Raw genomic sequence first — 24,383 nt, 5'->3', positions numbered from 1 at the left:
GCCCGGGCCCGCAAGCGGAACGGGCGGAGCGGGGTATTTGTCCGGTCAGCCGCGATCGGGCGCCCCCGGCACAGCCCGCGAGCGCGACATCCCCGCGCTCACCCGTCCGACGACGCCCGGCCGAGGACCGCCCGCGCGTGCCGGAGGACCGGCTCGTCGACCATGCGGCCCTCGAACGTGAAGACGGCGCCGGGGCCCCCCGGGTTCGCGGCCGCGGCGTCGAGCAGGGCGCGGGCGTCGGCCACCTGCTGGGCCGTCGGCGCGTAGGCGGCGCGGATCACGGGGACGTGGCTCGGGTGGATGCACGCCGTCGCGGCGAACCCCGACGCGGCCGCGTCCTCGGCCTCGGCGCGCAGCCCGTCGAGGTCGCCGACGTCGAGGTGCACCGCGTCGACCGCGGCCTTCCCCGCCGCGCCGGCCGCGAGCAGCACCGCGGCGCGGGCGTGCCGCGCGACGTCGCGGTACGTGCCGTCCGGGCGGCGGCTCGACGTCCCGCCGAGCGACGCGACCAGGTCCTCCGCGCCCCACATGAGCGCGACGACCTCGGGCCTGCGGGCGAGCTCCGGCGCCGCGACGACGCCGGCCGCCGTCTCGCACAGCGCGAGCACCCGCACCCCGGGCAGCGTCGTCGCGAGCGCCCCGAGCGACGCGAGCAGCTCCGGCCCGGCCTTGGCGACCATGACCGTGCGCAGGCGCGTGTCCGCGAGCGCCGCCACGTCGAGCGCGTGCTCGGGCGTCCCGACGGGGTTCACGCGCACGACCGTGCGCGCCGGGTCGAGCGTCGCGGACGCCTCGACGACGGCACGCCGCGCGGCGTCCTTGGCGTGCGGGGCGACGGCGTCCTCGAGGTCGAGGATCACGGCGTCGGCGCGGTCGGCGGCCTTGGCGAACCGGTCGGGACGGTCGCCGGGGCAGAACAGCAGCGCGGGCCCGAGGCCGAACCCGCCCTCCGGCGGGACGGCGCGAGCGTGCCCGACGTCGTCGGTCACCACGCGCTCTCCTCGTCGCCGCGCTCGAGCACGGGCTCGTGCTCCCCGCCCCGTCCCGACCCGGGCTCGGCCGCCGCCACGGCCGCCCCACCGCCGTCGGGCGACGACCCGTCGGGCATGGAGCGGGCCGCGTCCTCGTGCGCGGCGCGCGTCCAGAAGAGCGCGGTGCGGACGGCGCGCGCGACGAGCACGCCGTCCTGGTTGAGGCCGCGGTGCTCGAGGGTCACGACGCCCTGCCCCGGCCGCGACGCGGACAGCCGCTTCTCGACGACCTCCGTCTCGGCGTAGAGCGTGTCGCCGTGGAACAGCGGCTTCGGGAACTCGACCTCGCGGAAGCCGAGGTTCGCGACGATCGTGCCCTGCGTGACCTGCCCGACGGACAGCCCGACGAGCGTCGACAGCGTCATCATCGAGTTGACGAGCCGCTGCCCGAACGGCTGGGTCGCGGCCCACGCGGCGTCGAGGTGCAGCGCCTGGTGGTTCATCGTGAGCGTGGAGAAGACGACGTCGTCCGCCTCCGTGAGCGTGCGGCCGGGACGGTGGCGGTAGACCACGCCCGTCTCCAGCTCGTCGTAGTACAGGCCCCGCTGGACCACCTCGCGCATGCTGCTCCTCCCCTCGTCCCTGACGTCGCCAGCCGCCGACCACGAGGTTGCTGTCGGGATGACCGTCAGAACGACAGCAACGTCGTGGTCGGCGTCGGTGCCGCGCTAGCCGTCGAGTCCCAGGCTCCTCGCGATGACCATGAGCTGCACCTCGGTCGTGCCCTCGCCGACCTCGAGCACCTTGGCGTCGCGGTAGTGGCGCGCGACGGGGTTCTCGTTGAGGAACCCGTAGCCGCCGAAGATCTGCGACGCGTCGCGCGCGTTCGCCATCGCGGCCTCGCCGCCGACGAGCTTCGCGACCGACGCCTCCGCCTTGAACGGCTTGCCGCGCACGAGCTTCTGCGCGGCGTCGAGCCATGCGAGGCGCGCGGTGTGGACGCGCGCCTGCATGCGGGCGAGCGTGAACGCGACGTGCTGGTTCTCCCCGATCGACCGCCCGAACACGACGCGCTCGCGCGCGTACCGCAGCGCCTCCTCGAGGCAGCCCTGCGCGGCGCCGGTCGCGAGGGCGGCGAACGCGATGCGGCCCTCGTCGAGCGCGCGGAGGAAGTTCGCGTACCCGCGGCCGCGCTCGCCGAGCAGGTTCCCGGCGGGCACGCGCACGTCGGTCAAGGTGAGGGGGTGCGTGTCGGAGGTGTGCCAGCCGACCTTGTCGTACGACGGCCCGACCTCGAGCCCGGGCGTCCCCGCCGGGACGATGATGCTCGACAGCTCCTTGCGCACCTCGCCGTCCTGGCTGACCGTCTCCCCCGTCACGGCGGTGATGGTGACGAGGCTCGTGATGGGCGTCCCCGAGTTGGTGATGAACTGCTTCGACCCGTCGATCACCCACTCGTCGCCCTCGAGGCGCGCGGTCGTGCGCGTCCCGCCCGCGTCGGACCCGGCCCCGGCCTCGGTGAGCCCGAACGCCGCGAGCGCCCGCCCGGCGAGCAGGTCGGGCAGCCACCGCTCCTGCTGCTCGCGCGAGCCGTGCCGGTAGAGCGGGACGATCCCCAGCCCGACCCCCGCCTCGAGCGTCACCGCGATCGACTGGTCGACGCGCGCGAGCGCCTCGACCGCGAGGCACAGCGACACGTAGTCCTGGCCCTGGCCCCCGACGTCGCGCGGGAACGGCAGCCCGAACAGCCCCAGCTCCCCCATCTGCGCGATGATCTCCATCGGCAGGCGGCGTTCCGTGTCGTAGCGGTAGGCGGCGGGCGCGACGACGCTGTCCGCGAAGTCGCGCACCACCTGGCTGAGCTTCCGCTGCTCGTCGTCGAGCAGGACGTCGGCCTCGATCATGATGCTCCCTGGGTGTCGGGTTGCGGGACCGGGGCGGCGGGTTGTGCCGCACCGGAGTCGTGGGGGTGGACGACGGCGACCACCTGGTCCCGGCGCACGAGGTCGCCGGGGCGCACGCGCACGTCGGCGACGCCGTCGTGCGGGGCGAGGAGCGGGTGCTCCATCTTCATGGCCTCGACCGTGACGAGGACGTCCCCGGTGGTGACGGGCTCGCCGTCCGCGGCGGCCGACACGACCGTGCCGGGCATCGCGGCGCGCACCTCGGGGTCGGTCGCGCCGGGCGCGTCGCCCCGGGCCCGACGGCGGTCGGCCCGCGCCCGTGCGGCGCGCTGCTCCCGGTCCGGGGCGGCCAGGGCGACGGTCCGCCCGTCGTGCCACACCCACACCGTCGCGGGCTCGCCGTCGCCGGCAGGCGCGTCGAGGGCCAGCCGCACGCGCTCGCGGACGCCGTCCACCGTGAGCCACCACGCGCCGTCGGCCCCGGGGTCGCGGGCGAGCGACGCCCGCACCGCGTGGGTCGTCGAGCCGGGCCACGCACCGTCGTCGGGTGCCGGCACGTGCACGACGGTGTCCCCCACCACCCCGGACACCCGCACCTCGTGCGCGCCCCCGCCGGCGTCGATGAGCAGAACCCGCCGCGCTGCCGCGTCCCCGTTGAGCCGCCACCCGTCCCCCACCCGCCAGGGATCGCCGTCACGACCCCCCGTTCCCTCGCCGAGCATGCGGTTGTGCCCCGTCCCGCCCCCAGGACGAGCCACAACCGCATGCTCGGCGAGGAACAGGGCTGCCGCGGCGAGGGACCGACGAACGTCCGCACCCCCCGGCCCCTCGTCGGGCCCCGTCACGGACCCCGAACCAGGCACCGACCCCACGAGACGGTCGATCAGGCCCGTGTCGAGCCGGCCCGCACGGACGTCGTCGTCCGCCAGCAGGGACCGCAGGAACGCCGTGTTCGTCTCGACACCCAGCACGACCGTCCGCGCGAGCAGGCCGTCGAGGCGCTCCACCGCCTCGTCGCGTGTCTCGGCCCACGCGACCGCCTTGGCGAGCATCGGGTCGTAGTGGCCGCCGACCACCGTGCCCGCGCAGATGCCGGAGTCCAGGCGCAGCGGGGACGCGCCGGGCCCCGACGGGGCGCCGCCGTCGTCGTAGACGAGGACCGACCCGGTGGCCGGGAGGAAGCCGCGCTCGGGCGACTCGGCGTAGAGGCGCGCCTCGACGGCGTGGCCGCGGAGCACGACGTCGTCCTGGGCCAGGCCCAGCGGCTCGCCCGCCGCGACGCGCAGCTGGAGCGCGACGAGGTCGAGGCCGGTGACCATCTCGGTCACCGGGTGCTCCACCTGGAGGCGCGTGTTCATCTCGATGAAGAAGAACTCGTCCGGGCTCGCGGCGGGGACGAGGAACTCGACCGTCCCGGCACCCACGTACCCGACGGACCGCGCGACCTCGCACGCGGCCTCGCCCATGCGGGCACGCTGCGCGGGGGTGAGGAGCGGCGACGGCGCCTCCTCGACCACCTTCTGGTGGCGGCGCTGGAGCGAGCACTCGCGCTCGCCGAGGTGGACCACGGTCCCGTGCGTGTCGGCGAGCACCTGCACCTCGATGTGGCGCGGCGCCTCGACGAGCCGTTCGAGCAGGAGCGTGTCGTCGCCGAACGACGACGCGGCGACCCGCCGCGCCGACGCGAGCGCGCCCGGCAGGTCGGCCTCCGCGCGCACGACGACCATGCCCTTCCCCCCGCCCCCGGCGGACGGCTTGACGAGCAGCGGGAACCCGACGGCGCCCGCGGCGGCGAGGAGGTCGTCGTCGGACATCCCGGGCTCGCCGGCCCCGGGCACGACAGGCACGCCCCGAGCGCCGACGATGCTCTTCGCGGCGAGCTTGTCGGCCATCGCCTCGAGCGCGTCGACGCCCGGCCCGACGAACGCGATCCCGGCGCGCGCGCACGCCCGGGCGAGCGCGGGGTTCTCCGAGAGGAAGCCGTAGCCGGGGTGGACCGCCTCGGCCCCGGTCGCGACGGCCGCGGCGACGACGGCGTCGACGTCGAGATAGCTCTGCGCAGCCGGCGCGGGCCCGAGCCGGACCGCGACGTCGGCCTCGCGCACGTGGCGAGCGTCGGCGTCGGCGTCGGAGAAGACGGCGACGGACCGCACGCCGAGGTGGCGCAGCGTGCCGATGACGCGGCACGCGATCTCGCCGCGGTTCGCGACGAGGACCGTGCGGAACCCGGGACCGCCGGTCGGGCGGGCGGTCGCGTCGTGGAGGGTGCGGGAGGTCATCGGCTCACATCCGGAAGAGGCCGAACCGGTCACCGGTCCAGGTCTCGGCGAGGGGCGTGCGCGCGCACACGCCGAGGGCGAGGCCGAGCACGCGGCGCGTGTCGGCGGGGTCGATCACGCCGTCGTCCCACAGCCGCGCGGTCGCGTAGTAGGGGCTGCCGTGCTCGTCGTAGTCGGCGCGGATGCCGGCGGAGAACGCGGCCTCCTCGTCGGGGTCCCACGCCTCGCCGCGCGCCGCGAGCTGGTCGCGCTTGACCGTCGAGAGCACGGACGCGGCCTGCGGGCCGCCCATCACGGAGATGCGGCTCGCGGGCCACGACCACAGGAAGCGCGGCGAGTACGCGCGCCCGCACATCGAGTAGTTGCCCGCCCCGAACGACCCGCCGACGATCACGGTGAGCTTCGGGACGCGCGTCGTCGCGACGGCCGTGACCATCTTGGCGCCGTCCTTCGCGATCCCGCCCGCCTCGGCGTCGGTGCCGACCATGAAGCCGGAGATGTTCTGCAGGAACAGCAGCGGGATGCCGCGCTGGTCGCACAGCTCGACGAAGTGCGCCCCCTTGAGCGCCGACGCCCCGAAGAGCACGCCCTGGTTCGCGAGGACCCCCACCGGGTGCCCGTGGATGCGCGCGAAGCCCGTGACGAGCGTGTCGCCGTACTCGCGCTTGAACTCGTCGAACCGGCTCCCGTCGACGAGCCGGGCGACGATCTCGCGCGGGTCGTAGGGGGCCTGGACGTCGACCGGGACGGCGGCGTACAGATCCTCCCCCGGGTCCTGTACGGCGGCCCCCGCCACGCGGGGAGGCTCGCTGGTCGCGACGTCCCACGCGGGCTCCGGGTCGGGCGGGAGCGTCGCGACGATGCGCCGCACGGTGTCGAGCGCGTCCTCGTCGTCGTCGGCGAGGTGGTCGACGACGCCGCTGCGGCGCGCGTGCAGCTCGCCGCCGCCGAGCTCCTCGGCCGTGACGACCTCGCCGATCGCCGCCTTCACGAGGGGCGGCCCGCCGAGGAAGATCGTGCCCTGCCCGCGCACGATGACCGTCTCGTCGCTCATCGCGGGCACGTAGGCGCCGCCCGCCGTGCACGATCCGAGGACGGCGGAGATCTGCGGGATCCCCGCCGCCGAGAGGCGCGCCTGGTGGTAGAAGATCCGGCCGAAGTGGTCGCGGTCCGGGAACACCTCGGCCTGCCGGGGCAGGAACGCGCCGCCCGAGTCGACGAGGTAGACGCACGGCAGCCGGTTCTCCAGCGCGATCTCCTGCGCCCGCAGGTGCTTCTTCACCGTGAGCGGGTGGTACGTGCCGCCCTTCACGGTTGCGTCGTTGCACACGACCATGACCTGCCGCCCGCTCACCACCCCGACCCCGGCGACGGCGCCCGCGGCCGGCCACGCGCCGTCGTCCACGCCGTACCCGGCGAGCGGCGCGATCTCCAGGAACGGGCTGCCCTCGTCGAGCAGCCGGTCGACGCGGTCGCGCGGGAGCAGCTTGCCGCGCGCCACGTGCCGGTCGCGCGCCGACGCCGGGCCGCCGCGCGCGACCTCCGCCGTGCGCTCGCGCAGCTCGTCCGCGAGCCCGCGCTGCGCGGCGTCGTTCGCCCGGGCCGCGTCCGACCCGGGCTCGACGGCGCTCGTCAGGACGGTCACGCGACCACCTCCTGCCGGCTCCCGGCGAGGAGCGCGAGCGCCGGGTCCTCGAGCAGCGCGCCCAGGTCGGCGAGGAAGCGCGCGCCCTGCTCGCCGTCGACCACGCGGTGGTCGAACGACAGGCTGAGGGTGACGACGTCGCGCAGCGCGACCTCGCCGTCGTGCTCCCAGGGCCGACGCCGCACCGCCCCCAGACCGAGGATCGCCGCCTCGCCGGGGACGAGGATCGGGGTGCCCGCGTCGACGCCGAACACCCCGACGTTGGTGATCGAGATCGTCCCGCCGGTCAGGCGCTCGGGCGTCGTGCGACCGTCGCGCGCGGTGGTCGTGAGGTCGGTCAGCGCGGCGGCGAGGTCGGGCAGGTCGAGCGCCTGCGCGTCGGGCACGTGCGGCACGACGAGCCCCCGGCCGGTCGCGACCGCGATCCCCAGGTGCACCCGCCGGTGCCGCACGATCTCCGCCGAGCCGTCGGGGAGGTCGCGCCACGCGCTGTTGAGCGCGGGGTGGCGCGGCAGCACGAGGCACAGCGCGCGGGCCGCGAGCGCCAGCACGGTGATCCGCGCGCCGCGCGCGAGGCGGTGGGTGCGCAGCCGCTCCAGGAGCTCGACGCTCCGCGTCACGTCCACGGTGAGGAACACCGTCGCGTGGGGCGCCGTGAACGCGCTCGCCACCATCGCCGCCGCGGTGTGCTTGCGCACGCCCCGCACGGGCACGACCTCCGGGTCGAGGCCGGCCGCGCGGTCGGCGGCCACGCCCGCCGCCGCACCCGGCGCCGAGAGGGGAGAAGTGGCCCCGGGGACGCGGTCCGGAAGGGCCGGTTCTCGCTTCTCGCCGCTCGGTGCCCCCGGGCCGGCGGCCGGCGCGGGGTGGACGCTCGCGCTGTGCTCGTCGCGCGGTCGGCGCGCGACGTCGCGGTGGCAGCTCACCGCCGCGAGGACGTCCTCGCGCGTGATGAGCCCGTCGCGGCCGGACCCCTCGACCCGGTCGATCCGCACGCCGAGCTTCTTCGCGAGCGCGCGCACCGGCGGCGTCGACCGGGGCCGCTCGCCGGTCACGGTGGTGCGGCGGGGCGCCTCGGCGAGGTCGGGCGGTGAAACCTGGGTTTCAGTCACCGCCCGCCGGGGTCGACGCGCGGGCCGCCCGACCCGGTCGGGGCGTGCCCCGTAGCCGACGAGGTTCGGCTCGGGCTCGTCGGTGGGCTCGGCCGCAGTGGCGGCCGGGGCGACCCCCGACCCGGCGACCGCCCCGACCAGGGCGGGGACGGCGTCGGGCACCCGGGCCGGGACCCCGGCGGACGAGCCCTCCGGACCGCCGCCGGACGCGGTGGCCGCGCCGTCGTCGACCTCGAAGGTGACGAGCGGCTCGCCGACGCTCACCGTCTGGCCCTCCTCGGCGTGGAGGGACGCGACGACGCCCGCGTACGGGGACGGGAGGTCGACGAGGGCCTTCGCGGTCTCGACCTCGGCGATGACCTGGTTGAGCTCGACGTGGTCGCCCGCGTGGACGTGCCAGCTGACGATGTCGGACTCGGTGAGGCCCTCGCCCAGGTCGGGGAGGCGGAACTCGCGCAGCGCCGTCATCGGGTCACCTCCGCGACGGGACGCCCGGACGCCGGCACGAACGGTTCCACCCGCCCCAGGACGCGGTCGACGCCGTCGAGGATGCGGTCGAGGTCCGGGAGGTAGTGGCCCTCGAGCTTCGCGGGCGGGTACGGGATGCCGTGGCCTGTGACCCGCACGGGCGGGGCCTCGAGGTGCTCGAAGCAGCGGTCCGTCACGGTCGCGGCGATCTCCGCGCCGAGCCCCGCCTGGCGGGGCGCCTCGTGCGTGACGACGACCCGCCCCGTCTTGCGGACCGACGCCGCGACGGTGTCGTGGTCGATCGGCGACAGCGAGCGCAGGTCGATCACCTCGACGGACACGCCGTCGTCCGACGCGGCGACGGCGGCGTCGAGCGCGGTCCCGACGAGGCCGCCCCACGTGACGAGCGTGACGTCGTGGCCCTCGCGCACGACGCGGGCCCGGTCCATGGCCGGCGGGTCGACGGGGTCGAGGTCGACCTCGCCCTTGAGGTGGTAGCGCCGCTTGGGCTCGAAGAAGATCACCGGGTCGTCGCACGCGACGGCCTGGCGGAGCACGGTGTACGCGTCCTGGGGGTTCGCGACCGACACGACCCGCAGCCCGGCCGTGTGCGCGAACAGCGCCTCGGGCGACTCCGAGTGGTGCTCGGCCGCGCCGATGCCGCCGCCCACGGGGATGCGGATCGTGATCGGCAGGCGCACCCTCCCGCCGGTGCGGGCGTGCATCTTCGCGAGCTGGGACAGGATCTGGTCGAACGCGACGAACACGAAACCGTCGAACTGGATCTCGCACACCGGCCGGTAGCCGCGGTACGCGAGCCCGACGGCCGTCCCGATGATCCCCGACTCCGCGAGCGGGGTGTCGAGCACGCGCCGCGGTCCGAACTCCGCCTGGAGCCCGTCCGTCACGCGGTAGACACCACCGAGCCGGCCGACGTCCTCGCCCATGACGACCACGCGGTCGTCGTCCGTCATCGCGCGGTGCAGGCCGGCGCCGAGCGCCTTCGCGAGCGTGAGGGTCGTCATCGCGCCTCCTCCCCGTCGAAGCCGGCGAGGTAGTGCGCGTACTCGGCGCGCTCGCGGTCCAGCGCGTGGTGCGGCTCCGCGTAGACGTGGTCGAAGAGCGAGAGCGGCGGCGGGTCGGTGAGCGCGACGCACCCGGCGCGCAGCTCGGCGGCCGCCGCGTCGGCGACCTCCCGCACGCGCGCCGCGCCCGCGTCGTCGAGCACCCCGACGGCGCGCAGGTACACCTCGAAGCGCGCGATCGGGTCGCGACGCGTCCACTCCTCCACCTCGGCCGCGTCGCGGTACCGCTTCGGGTCGTCGGCCGTGGTGTGCGGGCCCATGCGGTAGGTGACGGCCTCGATCAAGGTGGGGCCGCCGTCGTTCCGGGCGCGGTCGAGGGCCGCGCGCGTCACGGCGAGCACCGCGAGGACGTCGTTGCCGTCGACGCGCACGCCCGGCAGGCCGAACCCGCGGGCGCGCTCCGCGAGCGGGACGCGCGACTGGAGCGCGACCGGCTCGGAGATGGCCCACTGGTTGTTCTGGCAGAAGAACACGACCGGCGAGCGGTACGTGGACGCGAAGACGAAGGCCTCGTTGACGTCGCCCTGGCTCATCGCGCCGTCGCCGAAGTACGACACCCCGACCGGCAGCCCGGCGGCGGCGTCGACGCGGCCCGCGTCGACGTCGTTCTGCACGCCCATCGCCCAGCCCGTCGCGTGCAGCGCCTGGGCGCCGATGATGACCTGCGGCGACGCCATGCCGATCGCGTACGGGTCCCAGCCGGAGACCGCGACGCCGCGCCACACGCGCACGAGGTCGACGAGCGCGGCGCCGCGCACCCGCGCGACGGCGTGCTCGCGGTAGGAGGAGAAGACGAAGTCGTCGTCGCGCAGCGCGCGCGCCGAGCCGACCTGCGCCGCCTCCTGCCCGAGGAGCGGCGGCCAGAGCGCGAGCTCGCCCTGCCGCTGGAGCGCCGTGGCCTCCGCGTCGATGCGACGCGCCACGACCATGTCCTCGTGGAGCCGCAGCAGCGCCGACCGGGCCGACGCGCGCGCGGCGTCGTCGGGCGCCGTCGGGTCGAGGTCGGCGAGCCACCGGTCGAGGTCCGGGTCGCGGTGGCGGGTGCCGCTCTCGTCGAGCACGCGCAGGGTCGGCGTCGGCCCGGCGCCCGGGTCGGGCGGGTCCTGCCGCGGCGCGTCCTTGCGCACGTCGCGCACCACGTTCTTCCGGTCTGCTCGTGCGTCGCGCGGGGTTGCCGCCCGGTGACCGTCGTACGCCTTCGGCGGGGTCGCCGCCGTCGGTCCGGTCCGCACCGCAGGTTCGCTGGGCATCGTCGCCACCTCACCTCGGGGAGCCGGTCCTCTCCGTCGAGGACCGAGGTAGGGGGAACGTAACCCGCGTCACGCACATGGCTCCACCGACGCCTGACGCACCGTGCACTGTGACCGCCGTCACTCGGTTAGGGTGAGCACCATGCACAGCGCCGACGCTGTCGACCTCGACCTCCTGCTCGCGCTCGCCGACGACCCGCGGGCCACGATCGTCGCGCTCGCCGACCGGCTGCGGCTCTCCCGCAACACGGTCGCGGCGCGGCTCGCCCGCCTCGAGGCCGAGGGCGCGTTCCTCGACCTCGACCGGCGCATCGACCCGCACGTGCTGGGGCACCCCCTCACCGCGTTCGTCGAGGTGCAGCTCCGGCAGAAGGAGCTCGCGCGCATCGTCGACGACCTCGCGCGCATCCCCGAGGTCGTGCAGGCGTTCGGGCGCAGCGGCACCGCGGACCTGCGCGTCACCGTCGCGTGCCGCGACACGGACCACCTGTTCCGCATCGACGCCGCGATCCTCGCCGTCGACGGCGTCGAGCGCACGGAGACGTCGCTCTCCATGGGCGAGCTCATCCCCTACCGGCTGCGGCCGCTCATCGAGAAGCAGCGTCGCGGCCCGCGGTGACGGGGACGGGGACGAGGGCTGTCAGCTGAAGCCGATCGCACGCTGCGCGACCCGGTAGGCCAGGACCGACACGCGCCGTCCCGCCGGACCGGGAAGGTTGGCGATCTGCCCGAGTCCCGACCAGCGCACCTGGTGGTAGAGCTGGGGGTCCTGGGCGCGCAGGCGTGACCAGAGCCGCTCCTTCTCCACGAGGCACGCGGGCGTCCCCGCGCGCACGAGCAGGATGGACGACACCGCGCAGATGATCTCCACGTAGTGCAGGAGGTAGCGGCGCAGGCGCCGGTCGGCCACCGGGGTCCGGGAGACGTGCTCGAGCATGAGCCAGTTGACGCGGAGCTGCTGGTCGAGGCGCTTGAGCATGACCGCCTCGTGCACCGACTGGTCCTCGCGGCCGATGAAGTACCGGTAGAGGTCGACGTCGAGGTAGTACAGCGTGCGCACGTGCGCGAGCGGCACCAGCGCGTACAGGTTGTCCACGTAGAACGTGTGCTCGGGGAGCCGCAGGCCGGCGTCGCGCAGCACCTGGGTCCGGTACATCAGGGCGTGCATCATCATGTACTGGCGCTTGGCGAAGCGTCTCGTCTGCGACCACGTGAGCACGCGTCCGCGCGGCAGCGCGCCGCGGTACCGGACGGCCGTCTTCACGCGCTTGCCGACCTTCTCGTACACGAAGTTGCTCACCAACAGGTCGACGGGCTCCCCGCCGGGGGTCCCGGCGTCCACGAACCGGCGCACGAACCCGCGCAACGTCGCGAGCACCTGGGCGAGCGCGGCACGGTCCACCCAGTCGTCGGCGTCCACGACCTTGAGGTACTCCCCTCGCGCGTGGTCGAGGCCGGTGTTGATCGCCGACCCGTGCCCGCCGTTGGCCTTGCGCAGCACGTGCACCTCGCCCGGGTACCGGTCCGCGTAGCCCTGGGCGAGCGCCGCCGTCCCGTCGGTGGAGCCGTCGTCGACGACGAGCACCTCCACCTCGGGACCGAACCCGACGAGCGAGTCGAGCGCGCGCGCCAGGTACGGCTCGGCGTCGTACGCCGGGACCACGACGGTCAGGAGCGGGGTCACGACGCACGCACCTCTCCGGCGTGCTCCGCCTCCGGCGTGGCCGGCGTCTCGGGCACCTGCTTGAAGATGACCTTGAAGATCGGGAAGAACACCCAGAACGAGATCGCGGCGTTGATGATCATCGTCGTGAAGTCCGCCAGGGTCTCGCCGGCGCCTCCCAGGCCCCACGTGTCGATGAACAGCTCGTAGATCGGCGTCTTGTACAGGCCCTGCGCAGCGGCGGCCGCGATCGAGATGACGACGTACGCGATGGTGTACCAGAGCGCGGCCTTCGCGACCGACGAGTTGGACTTGAACGTGATGGTGCGCTGAGCGAAGAAGTTGATCACCTGCGCCACCAGCAAGGTGATCTGCACGGCGAGGAAGTATGCCAGCCCCCCGCCGCCGCCCGGGAGCGGACCGGCGGCGTAGTCGAAGACGTAGTAGGCCGACCCGTCCGGGTTGGCCCCGACCGGCCAGACCTGGAACGCCACGTCCACCAGGGCGGTCATGCCGAAGACCCACTTGATGAGGGGCATGAGCGCGAGCTGCAGCACGGTGATGCCGTTGCTCAGCACGAAGAACACGACGAACTGCGCGGTCCCCGGTCGCTTCTCGGAGAACCGGCGCCAGGCGTCGCGGAGGCGGGTGAGCATGGGTCTTCCCTTTCGAGCGGGTCAGGAGTCGCCGCGGAGCGCGCGGGCGGTACGGCGGTCGGCGCGGCGGTTGCGGACGAACCCGCGCACGACGGCGCCGGTGCCGCGGAAGAGGTGGCCGTTGACGATGCGGACGATGCCGTCGACCATCGCGTCGTCGACCATGCCGCCGGTCATCTTCCCGATGGCCCGGAACGGCATGTTGAGCAGGAACAGGACGTTGAGGTCCGGCGCGCCCTTGCGGTCCGCCGCGTCGCGCCGCCAGGACAGGACGCGGAACGCGAGCCGGGCCAGGGGCGAGCGGGCCTCGGCGAGGCGCGAGAGCGGGTCGTTCACGCCGAGCCCCCCGGACCACGCCGCGGTCGGGACCGGTCGGCCGAGGAGCGCCGCGAACTGCGCGTCCGACACGTCGTGGACGCGTCCGGTGCGGTACGGCTCGGGCAGGTCGTCCTCGGTGCGCGGAGGCACCGTGCCGTCGAGCTCGACCGTCGCGCGCAGCGGGAGGTCGTCGACGTGGGGGCCGACGAGCACCGACCAGGTGCCCTCCTCGACCTGCCACGCGCCGGTCGCCACGTCCCAGTGCCGGAACGCCGCGTCCCCGAGGGGGACGGTGACCGTGCGCGACTCGCCCGGGTCGAGCTCGACGCGCGCGAACCCCGCGAGCGTGCGGTCCGGGCGGTGCACGCCCGGCGTCTCCCGACGCACGTAGACCTGCACGACGTCCGCCCCCGCGACCGGCCCGGTGTTGGTGACCGTGACCGTCACGTCGACGGCTCCCGCGTCCGCGTCGACCACGAGGTCGGAGTGCGCGAACGTCGTGTACGACAGCCCGAAGCCGAAGGGGAACGCGACCGGGACGTCCGCGCTCGTGTAGTACCGATAGCCGACGTACAGGCCCTCGCGGTAGACGGCGGTGCGCCCGGTCGCGGGGAACGACGCGGCGGTCGGGGTGTCCGCGAGCCGCACGGGCAGCGTCTCGGCGAGCCGTCCCGACGGGTTGACGGCGCCGGTGAGCACGTCGAGGACGCCTCCGGCCCCGGCCTGCCCCCCGAGGTACCCGTGCACGAGCGCGCGGGCCGCGCCGAGCCACGGGGTGGAGATCGCGCCCCCGCCCGCGAGGACCACGACGGTCGCGGGGTTGACCGCGGCCACGGCCTCGAGGACCTCGACCTGCGCCGGGTGCAGCGCGAGCGTCGTGCGGTCCAGACCCTCGGACTCGGCGATCTCGTCGAGACCGAGGAAGAGCAGCACCGCGTCCGCGCCCTGCGCGGCCGCGACCGCCTCCTCCCGCAGGGCGGCGTCGGGCGTGCCGTCGCGCCGGAAGCCGGGGGCGAACGTCGTCAGCTCGAGCCGCGAGCCCTCGATCACGTCGAGCACGCTGTCGAGACGGGTCGGGTTCACCGCGGAGGAACCGGAGCCCTGGTAGCGCGGGGTGCGCGCGAAGTCGCCGACGACCGCGATCCGGGTCCCCGCGGCGAGCGGCAGGATCGCGTCCTCGTTCTTGAGCAGCACCGCCGAGCGCGCCGCGACCTCGCGGGCCAGCGCGTGGTGGGCGTCGGCGTCCACGGCCGGGGCGGTGCCCGGCTCGCGGGCCGCGGCGACGAGGCGCAGCACCTCCTCGGCGCGCGCGTCGAGGTCGGCCGCGTCGAGGCTTCCCGACCGCACCGCGTCGACGAGCCGGCGCGCCGAGCTGAGGCCCGCCGCCGGCATCTCGAGCGTGCCACCGGCCGCCGCCGCGGCGACGACGTCGTTCGAGCCGCCCCAGTCGGAGACGACGGCGCCGTCGAACCCCCACTCCCGGCGCAGGACCTGGGTGAGGAGGAACGGGTCCTCGTGGGCGTAGACGCCGTTGACGAGGTTGTACGACGACATGATCGTCCGCGGGCTCGCCTCCGCGACGACGATCCCGAACGCCGTGAGGTAGACCTCGCGGAGCGTGCGCTCGTCGACCACCGAGTCCGAGACCATGCGACGCAGCTCCTGGGAGTTCACCGCGAAGTGCTTGGGGCACGCGGCGACGCCGCGGGACTGGATCCCGCGCACGTAGCCGGCGGCCATCCGGCCCGCGAGCAGCGGGTCCTCGGAGAAGTACTCGAAGTTGCGCCCGCCGAGCGGCGACCGCTTGATGTTGAGGCCCGGGCCGAGCAGCACGTCCACGTCCTGCGCCGCGGCCTCCGCGCCGAGGGCGGTGCCCACGCGCTCCGCCAGCTCGACGTCCCACGTGTTCGCCACGGCGGCCGCCGTCGGGAAGCACGTGGCCTCCTGCGAGGCCGCGATGCCGAGGTGGTCGGCCGCGCCGAGCTGCTTGCGCACGCCGTGCGGGCCGTCGGCCAGCCAGAGGGAGCGGACGCCGAGCCGCGGGAGGTCGTGCGTCTCCCACACGGTCTTCCCCGTGAGCAGGGCCGCCTTCTCCAGGAGCGTCAGGCTCGCGGTCGGGACGACGCCGGTCGTCGCGGGCGTCGTGCCCGGGGCCGCGGCCGTCTCGCCGGCCGCGGCGGTGGTCTCGCCGTGGAGCTGCACGGTGCTCTCCTTGCGTGGTCGTGGGGTCGTGCGGGGTGCGTCCGAGCGGTCCCGGGCATGCCGGGGCCGGCCGTCGGCGGTGCGCCGCGGACGGCGGCTGCTCGCGACGTGCGGTGGGGGCCCGGTGCCGGACGGCGGTCCGGGCCCCGGCGTCGGGCCGGCGGTGGTGGGCGCCACCGGCCCGACGGCGCCGGGTGCCGGGTCTCCCGGGCGGTCGCCCGCCCGGGAGACCCGTGGTCACCGGCTACCGGGCGGCGGGGACCGCCGGCTCGGAGGCGGGTGCGGCGACCTCCTCGGCCGCCGACCGGTGCCGGCGGACGCGCCGGACCACGAGGAAGGCGCCGACCAGGACGAGCAGCCCGAGGAGGACCGACACGCCGATCTGGACGTAGACCCAGGTGGGCGGCGTGTAGGTGACCGTCGCGCCGGGGGCGAGCCCGTTCATGGCGTTCGAGTTGGCCACCGTGAACAGGATGTTGTGGGTCGCGTTGCGGATGTCCGTGACCGCCTTCGCGGACGTCGTGTCGCCGAACGACTTCGACGGCTGGAAGGTGAGCGTCAGGTCCGTCCCGCCGTCGAGGCCCTCGTTGGGGTTCATGTACGGGTACAGGTTGAAGTCCGTGATGGCGAAGCCCTCGAAGCCCCACTCCCCGCGCAGCACGTCCGTCATGAGCGGCTTCGAGCCGCCCGTCCACGTCGCGCCGATGCGGTTGAACGAGCTCATGATGCCGAGCGCGCCGACCGTCGTCTCCTCGATCGTGCCCTCGTCGTCCGCGATGTACCGGACGTCCAGGGAGACGTCCTTGATCGCGAGCTCGAACGGCTTGAGGTAGATCTCGCGGATCGTCTGCTCGGTCGCCCAGGTCGCGGGGCCGTTGTCGACGCGGTTCGTCTCCTGCTCGTTGAGCGCGAAGTGCTTGAGCATCGTGTAGACGCCCTTGCTCGCCGCGCCGTTCGACACGGCTGCGGCCATCCGGCCCGAGAGGAGCGGGTCCTCCGAGTAGTACTCGAAGTTGCGGCCGCCGAACGGCGAGCGGTGCAGGTTCACCGCGGGCGCGTACCAGCCGTTGAGCCCCTTCTGCAGGGCCTCCTCGCCGATCATCGTGCCCATCGCGGTCCCGAGCTCGACGTCCCACGTCTGGGCGATGAGCACCTCGGACGGGTAGGCGACGCCGTTGATCGACGAGTTGATGAAGGACGAGAAGCCCGCCGGGCCGTCGGGCTCGACCGTCTGCGGCTTGGCGATCGAGGCGATCGCGGCCGTCTGGTAGGCGCCGTTGAGCAGCATGTCCGTCATGTCGCCGACCGTCAGGGAGTCGAGCAGCTCCTCCCACCGCGGGTCGTCCTTCGGCAGGCCGCGCAGGTCGACGAGCGTCAGGTCGGAGCGCTCGCCCGTCGTGGGCATCGGGCCGTCGAACGCGGCGGCCTCGGCCTCGTGGTCCCAGGCGGCGAAGCCCTCCTGGGTGGCCTCGTCCGCGACCGACTGCTCGGCCGTCGGGGCCTGCGGGAACGTGCCCGCGAAGTCGGCGCGGGACATCGGGACGACCGTGCCGTCCGCGCCGTCGGCGCTGAAGCGCGCGGAGACGTCGTCGAACCGGTTGGTCACCTCGGCGAGGTCCGACGCGCGGTGCTCCTCGCCCGTGTACACGACGTCGGACGCGACCGGGTAGGTGATCGGCTCGGTGCCCGCCGCGACGGTGTGGGAGTCGGTGCGCAGGCTGAGCGTGTAGTCGCCCGCCTCCAGGACGTACGCCTTCGCGCCCAGGTGGTCGTAGGACGCCATGTCCTCGACGGCGAGCTCGAGGGTCACCGTCTCGCTCGCGCCCGGCGCGATCGTCCCGGTCTTGGCGAAGTCGCCGAGGACGACCTCGGACTTCTCGATCCCGCCGGGCGTGTACGGCGCGGAGTAGTAGAGCTCGACGACGTCGCGTCCGGCGACCGTGCCCGTGTTCGTCACCTCGACCGTGACCGCGACGGTCCCGTCGACGTCGCCCGCCTCGGTGCCCGTGACCGCCCACGCGAAGTCGGTGTAGCTGAGGCCGTAGCCGAACGGGTAGACCACCGCGTCGTCGTAGTCGAGGAAGCCCTCGGCTGCCGCGGTCTCGTAGTAGCGGTACCCGACGTAGATGCCCTCGCTGTAGTTCACGAACGGCGCGTTGCTCGTGACGGTCGCGTTGGAGGTCGCCTTCTCGACCGCCGAGACGGGGTAGGACGCCTCGACGTTCGAGTAGAAGAAGCTCCCGAAGTTGGCGAACGTCGGGTCGGCCGTGAAGTCGGCGGCCCACACGTCGACCGTGCGGCCGGACGGGTTGACCTCGCCCGTGAGGACCGACCCCAGGGCGTTGAAGCCGGTCGCGCCGGGCGAGCCCGCGAGGAGGATCGCGTCGACCTCCGGGTCGGCCTGCAGCTCGCCGAGCTCCAGGGTCGTGGACGCGTTGACGACCACGACGACCGTCTCGAAGCTCGCCTTCGCGAGCGCGATCAGGTCCTTCTCGTCCTTGTTCAGCTCGAGCTGGTGCTGACCCGGCTCGGCGTGGTCGTCCCAGCCGGTCATGTCGCGCGTGAGGTCGCCGCCCTCGCCGCCGGGGCGGCCGATCGTGACGATCGCGGCGTCGCCGAACTCGGCGAAGGTCCCGGACCGCGCCTCGTAGTCGCCGACGGGCAGCTCGCCGACGGTGTAGCTCGACGCGTCGGGGTTGTCCATCTCGATGTGGCCGCGCGGGTTCTCCGCCGCGAACGCCTCGATCGTGGCGTAGACCTCGTCGTTGACCGTGAGGCCCGCGTTCTCGAGGCCCCCGCGGACGGTCACGGCCGAGTTCGTGTCGACCGAGCCGGAGCCCGAGCCGCCGAACACCGGGTCCGCGGAGGCGCGGCCCAGCATGGTCACGCGGGCGTCGGACGTGAGCGGCAGCGCGCCGGCCTCGTTCTTCGCGAGGACGATGCCGCCGGCCGCGATCTCCTCGACGAGGGCCTTCGCGGCCTCGTCGACGGACTCCTGGCTGTCGTGCTCGGCCGTGTAGTACGCGGTGTCCCAGCCCGAGGACTCCTCGGAGTTGGTGAACGTGTAGGTGCCGGACCCGAGCTGGGACGCGACCCAGCCGCCCGCGACGTTGAGCGCGACGTTCGCGACGACGACGAGCACGGTCACCGTCGCGAGCACGGGGACCCAGATCCACAGGAACTTCTTGTTCGACATCGGTGTCCTGGCACCGTCGGCGTTCTTCGCCCTGGCGTTCACTGCATTCCTCCTCGAGTGCGGCCCGTTCCTCAGGCTAGGAGCGGGGTACGGCGCCGCCCGCCGCGGCTGCACGATCGGTCGTTTCTGCGGCACGGACGGTCGGCCGTGCTCGACCCGTGCCGTCCGGTGCGCCCGCCGTCCGCCTCGCCGTCCGCCCGGCGAGGCGGGCGGAGAGGCGGACGGCGGGGCGCGGTACGGCTACTCCCCGGCCGGGGTGATGGTGCCGTCCTGGTCGATCTGCCACGTCTCGCCGGTCGCGGCGGAGTCGGCCTCGATCGTGTACTTCCCGTCCTTGATGTCGACCGTGCCCTGGACGCGCGAGGCGGCGTCGGAGGGGACGAACGGCACCACGAGGAGGCCGTACTTGACCGTCGGCTCCTTGACGTCGCTGGCGAGCATGATCTGCGCCCAGCTGTCGTCCTCCGCGAGCGCGTCGGCGACCGCCGTGCGCGCGTTCTCGAGGTCCGTCGCCACGTCGACGTCGGGCGCCTGGCTCTCGGACGACGACGGCCCGGCGGCGGAGTCGTCGCCGTTCCCGCACGCCGTCAGCCCGAAGGCCCCCGTGACGGCGACGAGCAGCCCGATCCCCGTGGTCAGCGCCTTGTTCCGCTTCACTTCCTGCTCCTTGGTTCGTTCGTGCCGCGGGCCCACCCCGCGGCGTGGTCGGGGCCGGACGGCGCCGGACGGGCGCCGTCCGCCCCGGGCGGGCGGCCGCTCGTACGACCGCCCGCCCGTGCGGTCCGTCAGTCCGTGATCGGCCCGCCGTAGCTCAGGCCGAAGCCGTAGTCGTAGGCGTTGCCCGCGGCGTCGGTGTAGGGCGTCATGTCCTTCGCGACGTCCTCCTGCTGCGCCTCGACCGTGTCCATGTCCCGGGGGAGCTGGACGGGCAGGCGGCCCTGGGGCTCGTGGAGGCCGAGCACGACCTCGAGGAGCGCCTGGTCGCTCGTGCCGAACCCGACGACGATCGCGTCGGACGCGGGCTCGAACTCGGCCGGGACGACCGGGTTGGTCGCCTTGAGGACGGTGACGACCGGGATGTCCTTGCCGGACGCCTCGACGGCCGCCACGGCGCGCTCGAACGCGTCGAGGTCCGACTCGTTCGCGATCTTCGACGTGTTCCCGAAGTACGAGCGGTTCTGGCGCGTGCCGTCCGGGAGCAGGTCGCCGGAGATCGAGGTCTGGCGCACGTTCGGGCCGTCCGCGGTGTACGGGCGGTACTGCAGCGACAGCGGGTACCAGGTGTCGTTCTCGACGTCGTGCCCGATGTTCGAGAACGTGCCGCCGTTGTCCGGGCTGTCCATGCCCACGAGCACGAGGTCGACGTCCGACAGGTCGGGAGCGGTGTAGCTCGTGACCTTGTCGTCGGCGTCGGTGACGGCCTCGTCCGTGAGCACGGTGCCGAAGTACTGCTCGGCCACCTCGAGGTCGATCCCCGCGCCCTCGGTGTACTCGCCCGGACCGAACGAGCTCGCGAAGCCGGTGTTGTCGCTGCGCGGGACGTAGACGGTCTTGTCCTTCCACGCCTCGGCGTCCGCGGCGGTGACGGTCTCGCCGTCGTTCTTCAGCAGGACCACGGAGTCGAGCTGCGCCGCGTAGCCCGCGGCGACCTTGTCGTCGCTCGCGAGGATCGTCGTGGACTCGTCGAGGTCCAGGTACGCGTTCTCGTACAGACCCGGGTTGAAGAACATCGTGAGGATGCGCGCGCCGGACTCGCGGAAGCGCGTGTCGGCGTCGACGTCGTTCGTGCCGGCCTCGAAGTCGGCCTGCCACATCTCGTGGGCCGCGAGGACCGGCGCGACGTCGTTGTTGCCGCCGAACATGTCGTGCCCGGTCTTGAGGATCTCGTAATGGCGCTGCTCCTTGGTGAGGTCCTCGGCGCCCCAGCCGGTCGCGATGACCGCGCCCTCGTCGTTCACCCCGGTCGTGACGCCCCAGTCGGTGACGACGACGCCCTGGTAGCCGTTCTCCTCGCGGAGCAGGTTCATGCGCGTGTCGTCGTACGCCGTGCCGACGCGCTCGCCGAACAGCGGCTCGCCCGCGCCGTCGAGCGCGATCGAGTAGGCCGACATGACGGCCGCGGAGTCGAGCGACCCGAGGAACGCCTCGGTGTGCGCGTCGAAGTTGTCGCCCGGGTAGACGCCGTACTTGCCGGCGTCGGTGTGGGCCTCGCGGCCGCCCTCGCCGGGGCCGTCGCCCGCCCAGTGCTTGATCATCGCGTTGACGGACTCGGGGCCCCAGCCGTCCTGGCCGGTCGTGCTCTGGTAGCCGTCCACGTACGCGGCGGCCAGCTCGGTGTTCTGCTCGACGTCCTCGCCGAACGTGCCGCCGACGCGCAGCCACCGCGGCTCGGTCGCGAGGTCGATCTGCGGGCTGAGCGCCGTCGTGATCCCCAGCGCGCGGTACTCCGCGGAGGACATCTCGGCGAAGTTGTCCATGTGCTCGACGTCGAACGTCGCGGCGAGGCCGAGGTTCGACGGCCACCGCGAGATGTCCGCGCCCTCGGCGTTGTAGCCGCCGGAGCCCGCGGTCGAGCGCGGGTCGGAGGCGAAGTTCACCGGGACGTACGGCTCGTCGGCGGTCGCGAGCGACTCGGCGTAGGCCTGCATCTCGTTGGCCCACGTGACGGTCGCCTCGACGTCGCTCGGGCCCGCGTGCAGGACGTTGCGCAGGTGGGAGTCCGTCAGGTACTCCTTCTGGGCGTCCGTGAGGCCGTCGGCCTGCGACCGCTCGTGCGAGCTGAAGAGCATGAGCCCGGCGATCTGCTCGATCGTGAGCTCCTCGGCGAGGGCCGCCGCGCGGTCCTCCGCCGGCTCCCGCCAGTCCTCCCACGTGTCGAGCGTCCCGTTCGCGTTCATGTCCTTGAACGCGAGCTCCTGGCCGTCGACCTCCTCGGTGAGGAGCTCGACGGCGCTGTCCTTCCCGTAGGAGAGGGTGGGCCCGTCGCCCGGGTTGTCGACGACCACGAAGGACGTGGTCCCGTCCGTGACCTCCCGGGTCGTGAACGCGTCGGCCGCGCTCTCGTCGTCCGTGGTGCCCGCCGTGCATCCCGCCGCGGCCACGAGCGCGAGGCTCGCGAGCACCGCCGCTCCCTTGACGCGGCCCGCCCGGTTGTCGCGGTGTCCCGCCGTTGTCGTTGTCTTCATCGACCTTCCCTTGTCGTCTCCGCGCCCACCCGCTCCGCACCGACCCCGGCGACCCACCCGGAGGCGCGTGCGTGGCGCAGCGAGCTCTGCGAACCCGTCGAGGCCCGGGACGTCGTGGTCCCTGAGCCGCGCCGTCACGCTATGGACGCCGGGGGCGGCCGGGGCGGCCGGGTGCACGAACCGTCGCTTTGCGTCCACGAACGGTCGCTGAGGTCACGGCGGGGTCACGGCGGGCGGGCCCCAGGTCCCGCCCGGACGGGTCGTCCGTCGGCCTCCGGGGCGGGGGCCCGTGGCCGTGCGACGGCCCGTGACAGCCCGGCAGGGCCCGTGGCCGCGGGGCGCAGGTCTACGCCGGGTGCGTGGCCGACGCCGCCTGCCGGGGCGAGCCCGTGGGCGGGCGGTCCTCCGGCATGGGCAGCAGGACGCGGAGGAGGAACCAGCGGTCCTCGGTGTTCACGGTCATCGACCCGCCGTACTTCTCCGCGGTGTACCGGATGGACTTGAGCCCGTAGCCGTGCCGCGTGCGGTCGGCGCGCCGGGTGACGATGTCCCCGCCCTCGGTGCGGAGCTCGCCGGAGAAGTAGTTCTCGACCGTGAGCAGCACGAAGCGGTCGCGCGCGTAGACCGCGACCTTGATGATGCGCCGCTCCGGGTCGGGGACGGCCATGACGCCGTCGATCGCGTTGTCCAGGGCGTTGCCGAAGACCGCGGCGACGTCCATCGCGGACATGAAGTCGAGCAGGGCGCCGTCGACCACGCACGTGAGGTCGATGTCCCGCTCCGCGCACTCCTGGCTCTTGGTCGTGAGGATGACGTCGAGCACGCCGTTGCCCGTGTCGGCCTGCCGGGCGTGGCCGGAGATGCTGGCCTCGAGGTGGTCGAGGTAGGACGCGCGCCGTCCCGGGTCCGCCTCGGCGCGGATCACCCCGATCTGGTGCTTGAGGTCGTGGTACTTGCGGTGGACGATCTGCATGTTCCGCTTCGACTGCAGGTACTGCTCGTGCTGCCGGCGCAGCATCTCGTCGATGGCGCGCACCTCGGACCGCGCCTGGTGCTGGAGCCGTTGGCCCTGCTGGGCGTAGAGGGCCACGAAGCCGCACAGGTCGACGAGCGTGCGGATGTAGAAGATCTCGAGCCCGAGGCGCCCGCTGAACGGGGTGTTGGCGTTGAGGAAGCTGATGTTGCTCATGAAGAACGTGACGAGCGCGATCGCGACCGCCGACGCCAGCTCGCCGACGGTGACGTCGAGCTCCTGGTCCGGGCGGAAGTGGCGGGACTCGACGACGAACGCGACCCCGTACCCCACCGCGTACACGAGGACGAAGAACGCGACCTGCCAGGCCGTGCCGGGGCGGCCGTCGGGCAGGAAGAAGAAGCAGTGGACCTGCCAGTGCAGCGCCGCCACGAGCTCGGCGAGCACGAGCGCGCGCGCCGCGAAGTAGCCCGCGTCGCGCGCCGAGACGCGCGCCGCCGCGACGATGAACCCGTACATGCACGCGACCGCGGCGGCCATCCCGACGGTCCACAGCTGGCGCGGGAGCAGGTCGGCGAGCGCCTGCACCCCGACCTGCGCGGCGAGCGCGGCGACGGCGAGCGCCACGAGCCGGGACCGCGGCAGGCGGGGTCGGCGCAGGAGCACGTAGACCAGGCACGCGAGCCACTCCGCGAGGCCGGTCAGGGCGCGCGGGATGTCGGGCAGGGTCGCCATGAGGTCCGTCGCGGCGCTCATGCCCGTCGCGCCCCGAGGTAGTCGGTGAGCGCCGCGAGGAACGCCTTCTTCCGCGCCCGGCTGATGAGCAGGTCGTGGCCACCGACGAGGAGCACGCTGCTGCCCTGGACCGCGAGCACGTGCCGCAGGTTCACGAGGTAGCCGCTGTTGCTCCGGAAGAAGTCCCGGCCCTCCAGCTGGGCCTCGAGCGCCTTGAGCGGCCCGACGACGGAGTGCCTCCCGTCCACCGTGTGCACCGTCGTGCGGTGCTTCGCGCTCTCGAGGAAGACGATGTCGTCGGTCGCGACGCGGGCCAGCCCGCCGTCGACCGCGAGCAGGAGGTAGTCGGCCGACCGCCGTCGGAGCCGGGCCACGGACCGCTTGAGCTCCTGGGAGAACGCGAAGTACCGCAGCGGCTTGAGCATGTAGCTCAGCGCGTCGACCTCGTACCCCTTGATCGCGTGCTGGGTCATGTTGGTGATGAAGATCAGGACGACGTCCGCGTCGACCTGACGGATGCGCCGGGCGGCGCTGAAGCCGTCGAGGTTCGGCATCTCGACGTCGAGCAGCAGGATGTCGAAGTCCGGCCGGTACCCGGCGACCACCTGCTCGCCGTCGGCGAAGAGCGCGACGGCGAACTGCTCGCCGTGCTCCTGCTCGTAGCGTCGCAGGTACTCCACGAGCAGCGCGCTGCTCGCGGGGTCGTCCTCCACGATGCCGATCCTGATCACGATGCCGTTC

General features: G+C 73.9%; 17 protein-coding genes. 1 reads left to right on the top strand and 16 read right to left on the bottom strand.

The features are described from left to right. Window positions 1-98: 98 nt before the first annotated feature. From ACZ4MO_RS00950 to ACZ4MO_RS00915, 8 genes are all read right to left on the bottom strand, one after another. The gene (locus ACZ4MO_RS00950; protein ID WP_342779574.1) at window positions 99-992 is read right to left on the bottom strand and encodes an HpcH/HpaI aldolase/citrate lyase family protein; all 894 of its coding nucleotides are present in this window, start codon (window positions 990-992) and stop codon (window positions 99-101) included. Beyond that, window positions 986-1,594: a MaoC/PaaZ C-terminal domain-containing protein gene (locus ACZ4MO_RS00945; protein ID WP_175008776.1), complete on the bottom strand. Its 609-nt coding sequence runs from the start codon at window positions 1,592-1,594 to the stop codon at window positions 986-988. Before ACZ4MO_RS00945 ends, ACZ4MO_RS00950 begins: the two co-directional genes overlap by 7 nt. 105 nt (window positions 1,595-1,699) lie before the next feature. Next, window positions 1,700-2,875, bottom strand: a complete 1,176-nt coding sequence (locus ACZ4MO_RS00940) for an acyl-CoA dehydrogenase family protein (protein ID WP_175008777.1) — start codon at window positions 2,873-2,875, stop codon at window positions 1,700-1,702. Further along, the gene (locus tag ACZ4MO_RS00935) at window positions 2,872-5,154 is read right to left on the bottom strand and encodes an ATP-binding protein (RefSeq protein WP_175008778.1); all 2,283 of its coding nucleotides are present in this window, start codon (window positions 5,152-5,154) and stop codon (window positions 2,872-2,874) included. The genes ACZ4MO_RS00940 and ACZ4MO_RS00935 overlap by 4 nt, the downstream gene beginning before the upstream one ends. A 4-nt stretch (window positions 5,155-5,158) precedes the next feature. Then, window positions 5,159-6,799, bottom strand: coding sequence for a carboxyl transferase domain-containing protein (locus ACZ4MO_RS00930; RefSeq protein ID WP_175008779.1), 1,641 nt, complete (start codon window positions 6,797-6,799; stop codon window positions 5,159-5,161). Next, window positions 6,796-8,379, bottom strand: a complete 1,584-nt coding sequence (locus tag ACZ4MO_RS00925) for a 2-oxo acid dehydrogenase subunit E2 (RefSeq protein WP_175008780.1) — start codon at window positions 8,377-8,379, stop codon at window positions 6,796-6,798. Before ACZ4MO_RS00925 ends, ACZ4MO_RS00930 begins: the two co-directional genes overlap by 4 nt. Further along, the gene (locus ACZ4MO_RS00920) at window positions 8,376-9,404 is read right to left on the bottom strand and encodes a transketolase C-terminal domain-containing protein (protein WP_175008781.1); all 1,029 of its coding nucleotides are present in this window, start codon (window positions 9,402-9,404) and stop codon (window positions 8,376-8,378) included. The genes ACZ4MO_RS00925 and ACZ4MO_RS00920 overlap by 4 nt, the downstream gene beginning before the upstream one ends. Further along, window positions 9,401-10,714, bottom strand: a complete 1,314-nt coding sequence (locus ACZ4MO_RS00915) for a thiamine pyrophosphate-dependent enzyme (RefSeq protein ID WP_175008782.1) — start codon at window positions 10,712-10,714, stop codon at window positions 9,401-9,403. Before ACZ4MO_RS00915 ends, ACZ4MO_RS00920 begins: the two co-directional genes overlap by 4 nt. Window positions 10,715-10,856: 142 nt before the next feature. Between ACZ4MO_RS00915 and ACZ4MO_RS00910 the strand changes: the two genes are divergently transcribed. Beyond that, window positions 10,857-11,333: an Lrp/AsnC ligand binding domain-containing protein gene (locus ACZ4MO_RS00910; RefSeq protein WP_175008783.1), complete on the top strand. Its 477-nt coding sequence runs from the start codon at window positions 10,857-10,859 to the stop codon at window positions 11,331-11,333. Window positions 11,334-11,354: 21 nt separating this feature from the next. Here ACZ4MO_RS00910 and ACZ4MO_RS00905 read toward each other — a convergent pair whose 3' ends face one another. The 8 genes from ACZ4MO_RS00905 to ACZ4MO_RS00870 form a co-directional block, all read right to left on the bottom strand. Next, window positions 11,355-12,398, bottom strand: a complete 1,044-nt coding sequence (locus tag ACZ4MO_RS00905; protein WP_175008784.1) for a glycosyltransferase — start codon at window positions 12,396-12,398, stop codon at window positions 11,355-11,357. Further along, window positions 12,395-13,033: a hypothetical protein gene (locus tag ACZ4MO_RS00900; protein ID WP_175008785.1), complete on the bottom strand. Its 639-nt coding sequence runs from the start codon at window positions 13,031-13,033 to the stop codon at window positions 12,395-12,397. Before ACZ4MO_RS00900 ends, ACZ4MO_RS00905 begins: the two co-directional genes overlap by 4 nt. Window positions 13,034-13,054: 21 nt before the next feature. After that, window positions 13,055-15,553 (bottom strand): glycoside hydrolase family 3 C-terminal domain-containing protein, encoded by a 2,499-nt coding sequence (locus ACZ4MO_RS00895; protein WP_175008786.1) that lies wholly within the window; start codon window positions 15,551-15,553, stop codon window positions 13,055-13,057. Window positions 15,554-15,797: 244 nt separating this feature from the next. Beyond that, window positions 15,798-18,791 (bottom strand): glycoside hydrolase family 3 C-terminal domain-containing protein, encoded by a 2,994-nt coding sequence (locus ACZ4MO_RS00890; protein ID WP_255437170.1) that lies wholly within the window; start codon window positions 18,789-18,791, stop codon window positions 15,798-15,800. Window positions 18,792-18,989: 198 nt separating this feature from the next. Beyond that, window positions 18,990-19,406, bottom strand: coding sequence for a hypothetical protein (locus ACZ4MO_RS00885; RefSeq protein ID WP_175008787.1), 417 nt, complete (start codon window positions 19,404-19,406; stop codon window positions 18,990-18,992). Window positions 19,407-19,534: 128 nt separating this feature from the next. Beyond that, the gene (locus tag ACZ4MO_RS00880) at window positions 19,535-21,934 is read right to left on the bottom strand and encodes a glycoside hydrolase family 3 N-terminal domain-containing protein (protein ID WP_175008788.1); all 2,400 of its coding nucleotides are present in this window, start codon (window positions 21,932-21,934) and stop codon (window positions 19,535-19,537) included. A 346-nt stretch (window positions 21,935-22,280) separates the two neighbouring features. Further along, window positions 22,281-23,663, bottom strand: coding sequence for a GHKL domain-containing protein (locus tag ACZ4MO_RS00875; RefSeq protein ID WP_175008789.1), 1,383 nt, complete (start codon window positions 23,661-23,663; stop codon window positions 22,281-22,283). Next, window positions 23,660-24,373, bottom strand: a complete 714-nt coding sequence (locus ACZ4MO_RS00870; RefSeq protein ID WP_074804780.1) for a LytR/AlgR family response regulator transcription factor — start codon at window positions 24,371-24,373, stop codon at window positions 23,660-23,662. Before ACZ4MO_RS00870 ends, ACZ4MO_RS00875 begins: the two co-directional genes overlap by 4 nt. Window positions 24,374-24,383 lie beyond the last annotated feature (10 nt).

Source organism: Sphaerisporangium cinnabarinum (assembly GCF_055567015.1).
This window is presented reverse-complemented; position numbering and strand designations above follow the sequence as displayed.

What these genes read in the sequence shown, in the direction of transcription:
- ACZ4MO_RS00945 (WP_175008776.1), bottom strand. Translation starts at nt 1,594, where the DNA reads ATGCGCGAGGTGGTCCAGCGGGGCCTGTACTACGACGAGCTGGAGACG.
- ACZ4MO_RS00940 (WP_175008777.1), bottom strand. Translation starts at nt 2,875, where the DNA reads ATGATCGAGGCCGACGTCCTGCTCGACGACGAGCAGCGGAAGCTCAGC.
- ACZ4MO_RS00935 (WP_175008778.1), bottom strand. Translation starts at nt 5,154, where the DNA reads ATGACCTCCCGCACCCTCCACGACGCGACCGCCCGCCCGACCGGCGGT.
- ACZ4MO_RS00925 (WP_175008780.1), bottom strand. Translation starts at nt 8,379, where the DNA reads ATGACGGCGCTGCGCGAGTTCCGCCTCCCCGACCTGGGCGAGGGCCTC.
- ACZ4MO_RS00920 (WP_175008781.1), bottom strand. Translation starts at nt 9,404, where the DNA reads ATGACGACCCTCACGCTCGCGAAGGCGCTCGGCGCCGGCCTGCACCGC.
- ACZ4MO_RS00915 (WP_175008782.1), bottom strand. Translation starts at nt 10,714, where the DNA reads ATGCCCAGCGAACCTGCGGTGCGGACCGGACCGACGGCGGCGACCCCG.
- ACZ4MO_RS00910 (WP_175008783.1), top strand. Translation starts at nt 10,857, where the DNA reads ATGCACAGCGCCGACGCTGTCGACCTCGACCTCCTGCTCGCGCTCGCC.
- ACZ4MO_RS00900 (WP_175008785.1), bottom strand. Translation starts at nt 13,033, where the DNA reads ATGCTCACCCGCCTCCGCGACGCCTGGCGCCGGTTCTCCGAGAAGCGA.
- ACZ4MO_RS00880 (WP_175008788.1), bottom strand. Translation starts at nt 21,934, where the DNA reads ATGAAGACAACGACAACGGCGGGACACCGCGACAACCGGGCGGGCCGC.
- ACZ4MO_RS00875 (WP_175008789.1), bottom strand. Translation starts at nt 23,663, where the DNA reads ATGAGCGCCGCGACGGACCTCATGGCGACCCTGCCCGACATCCCGCGC.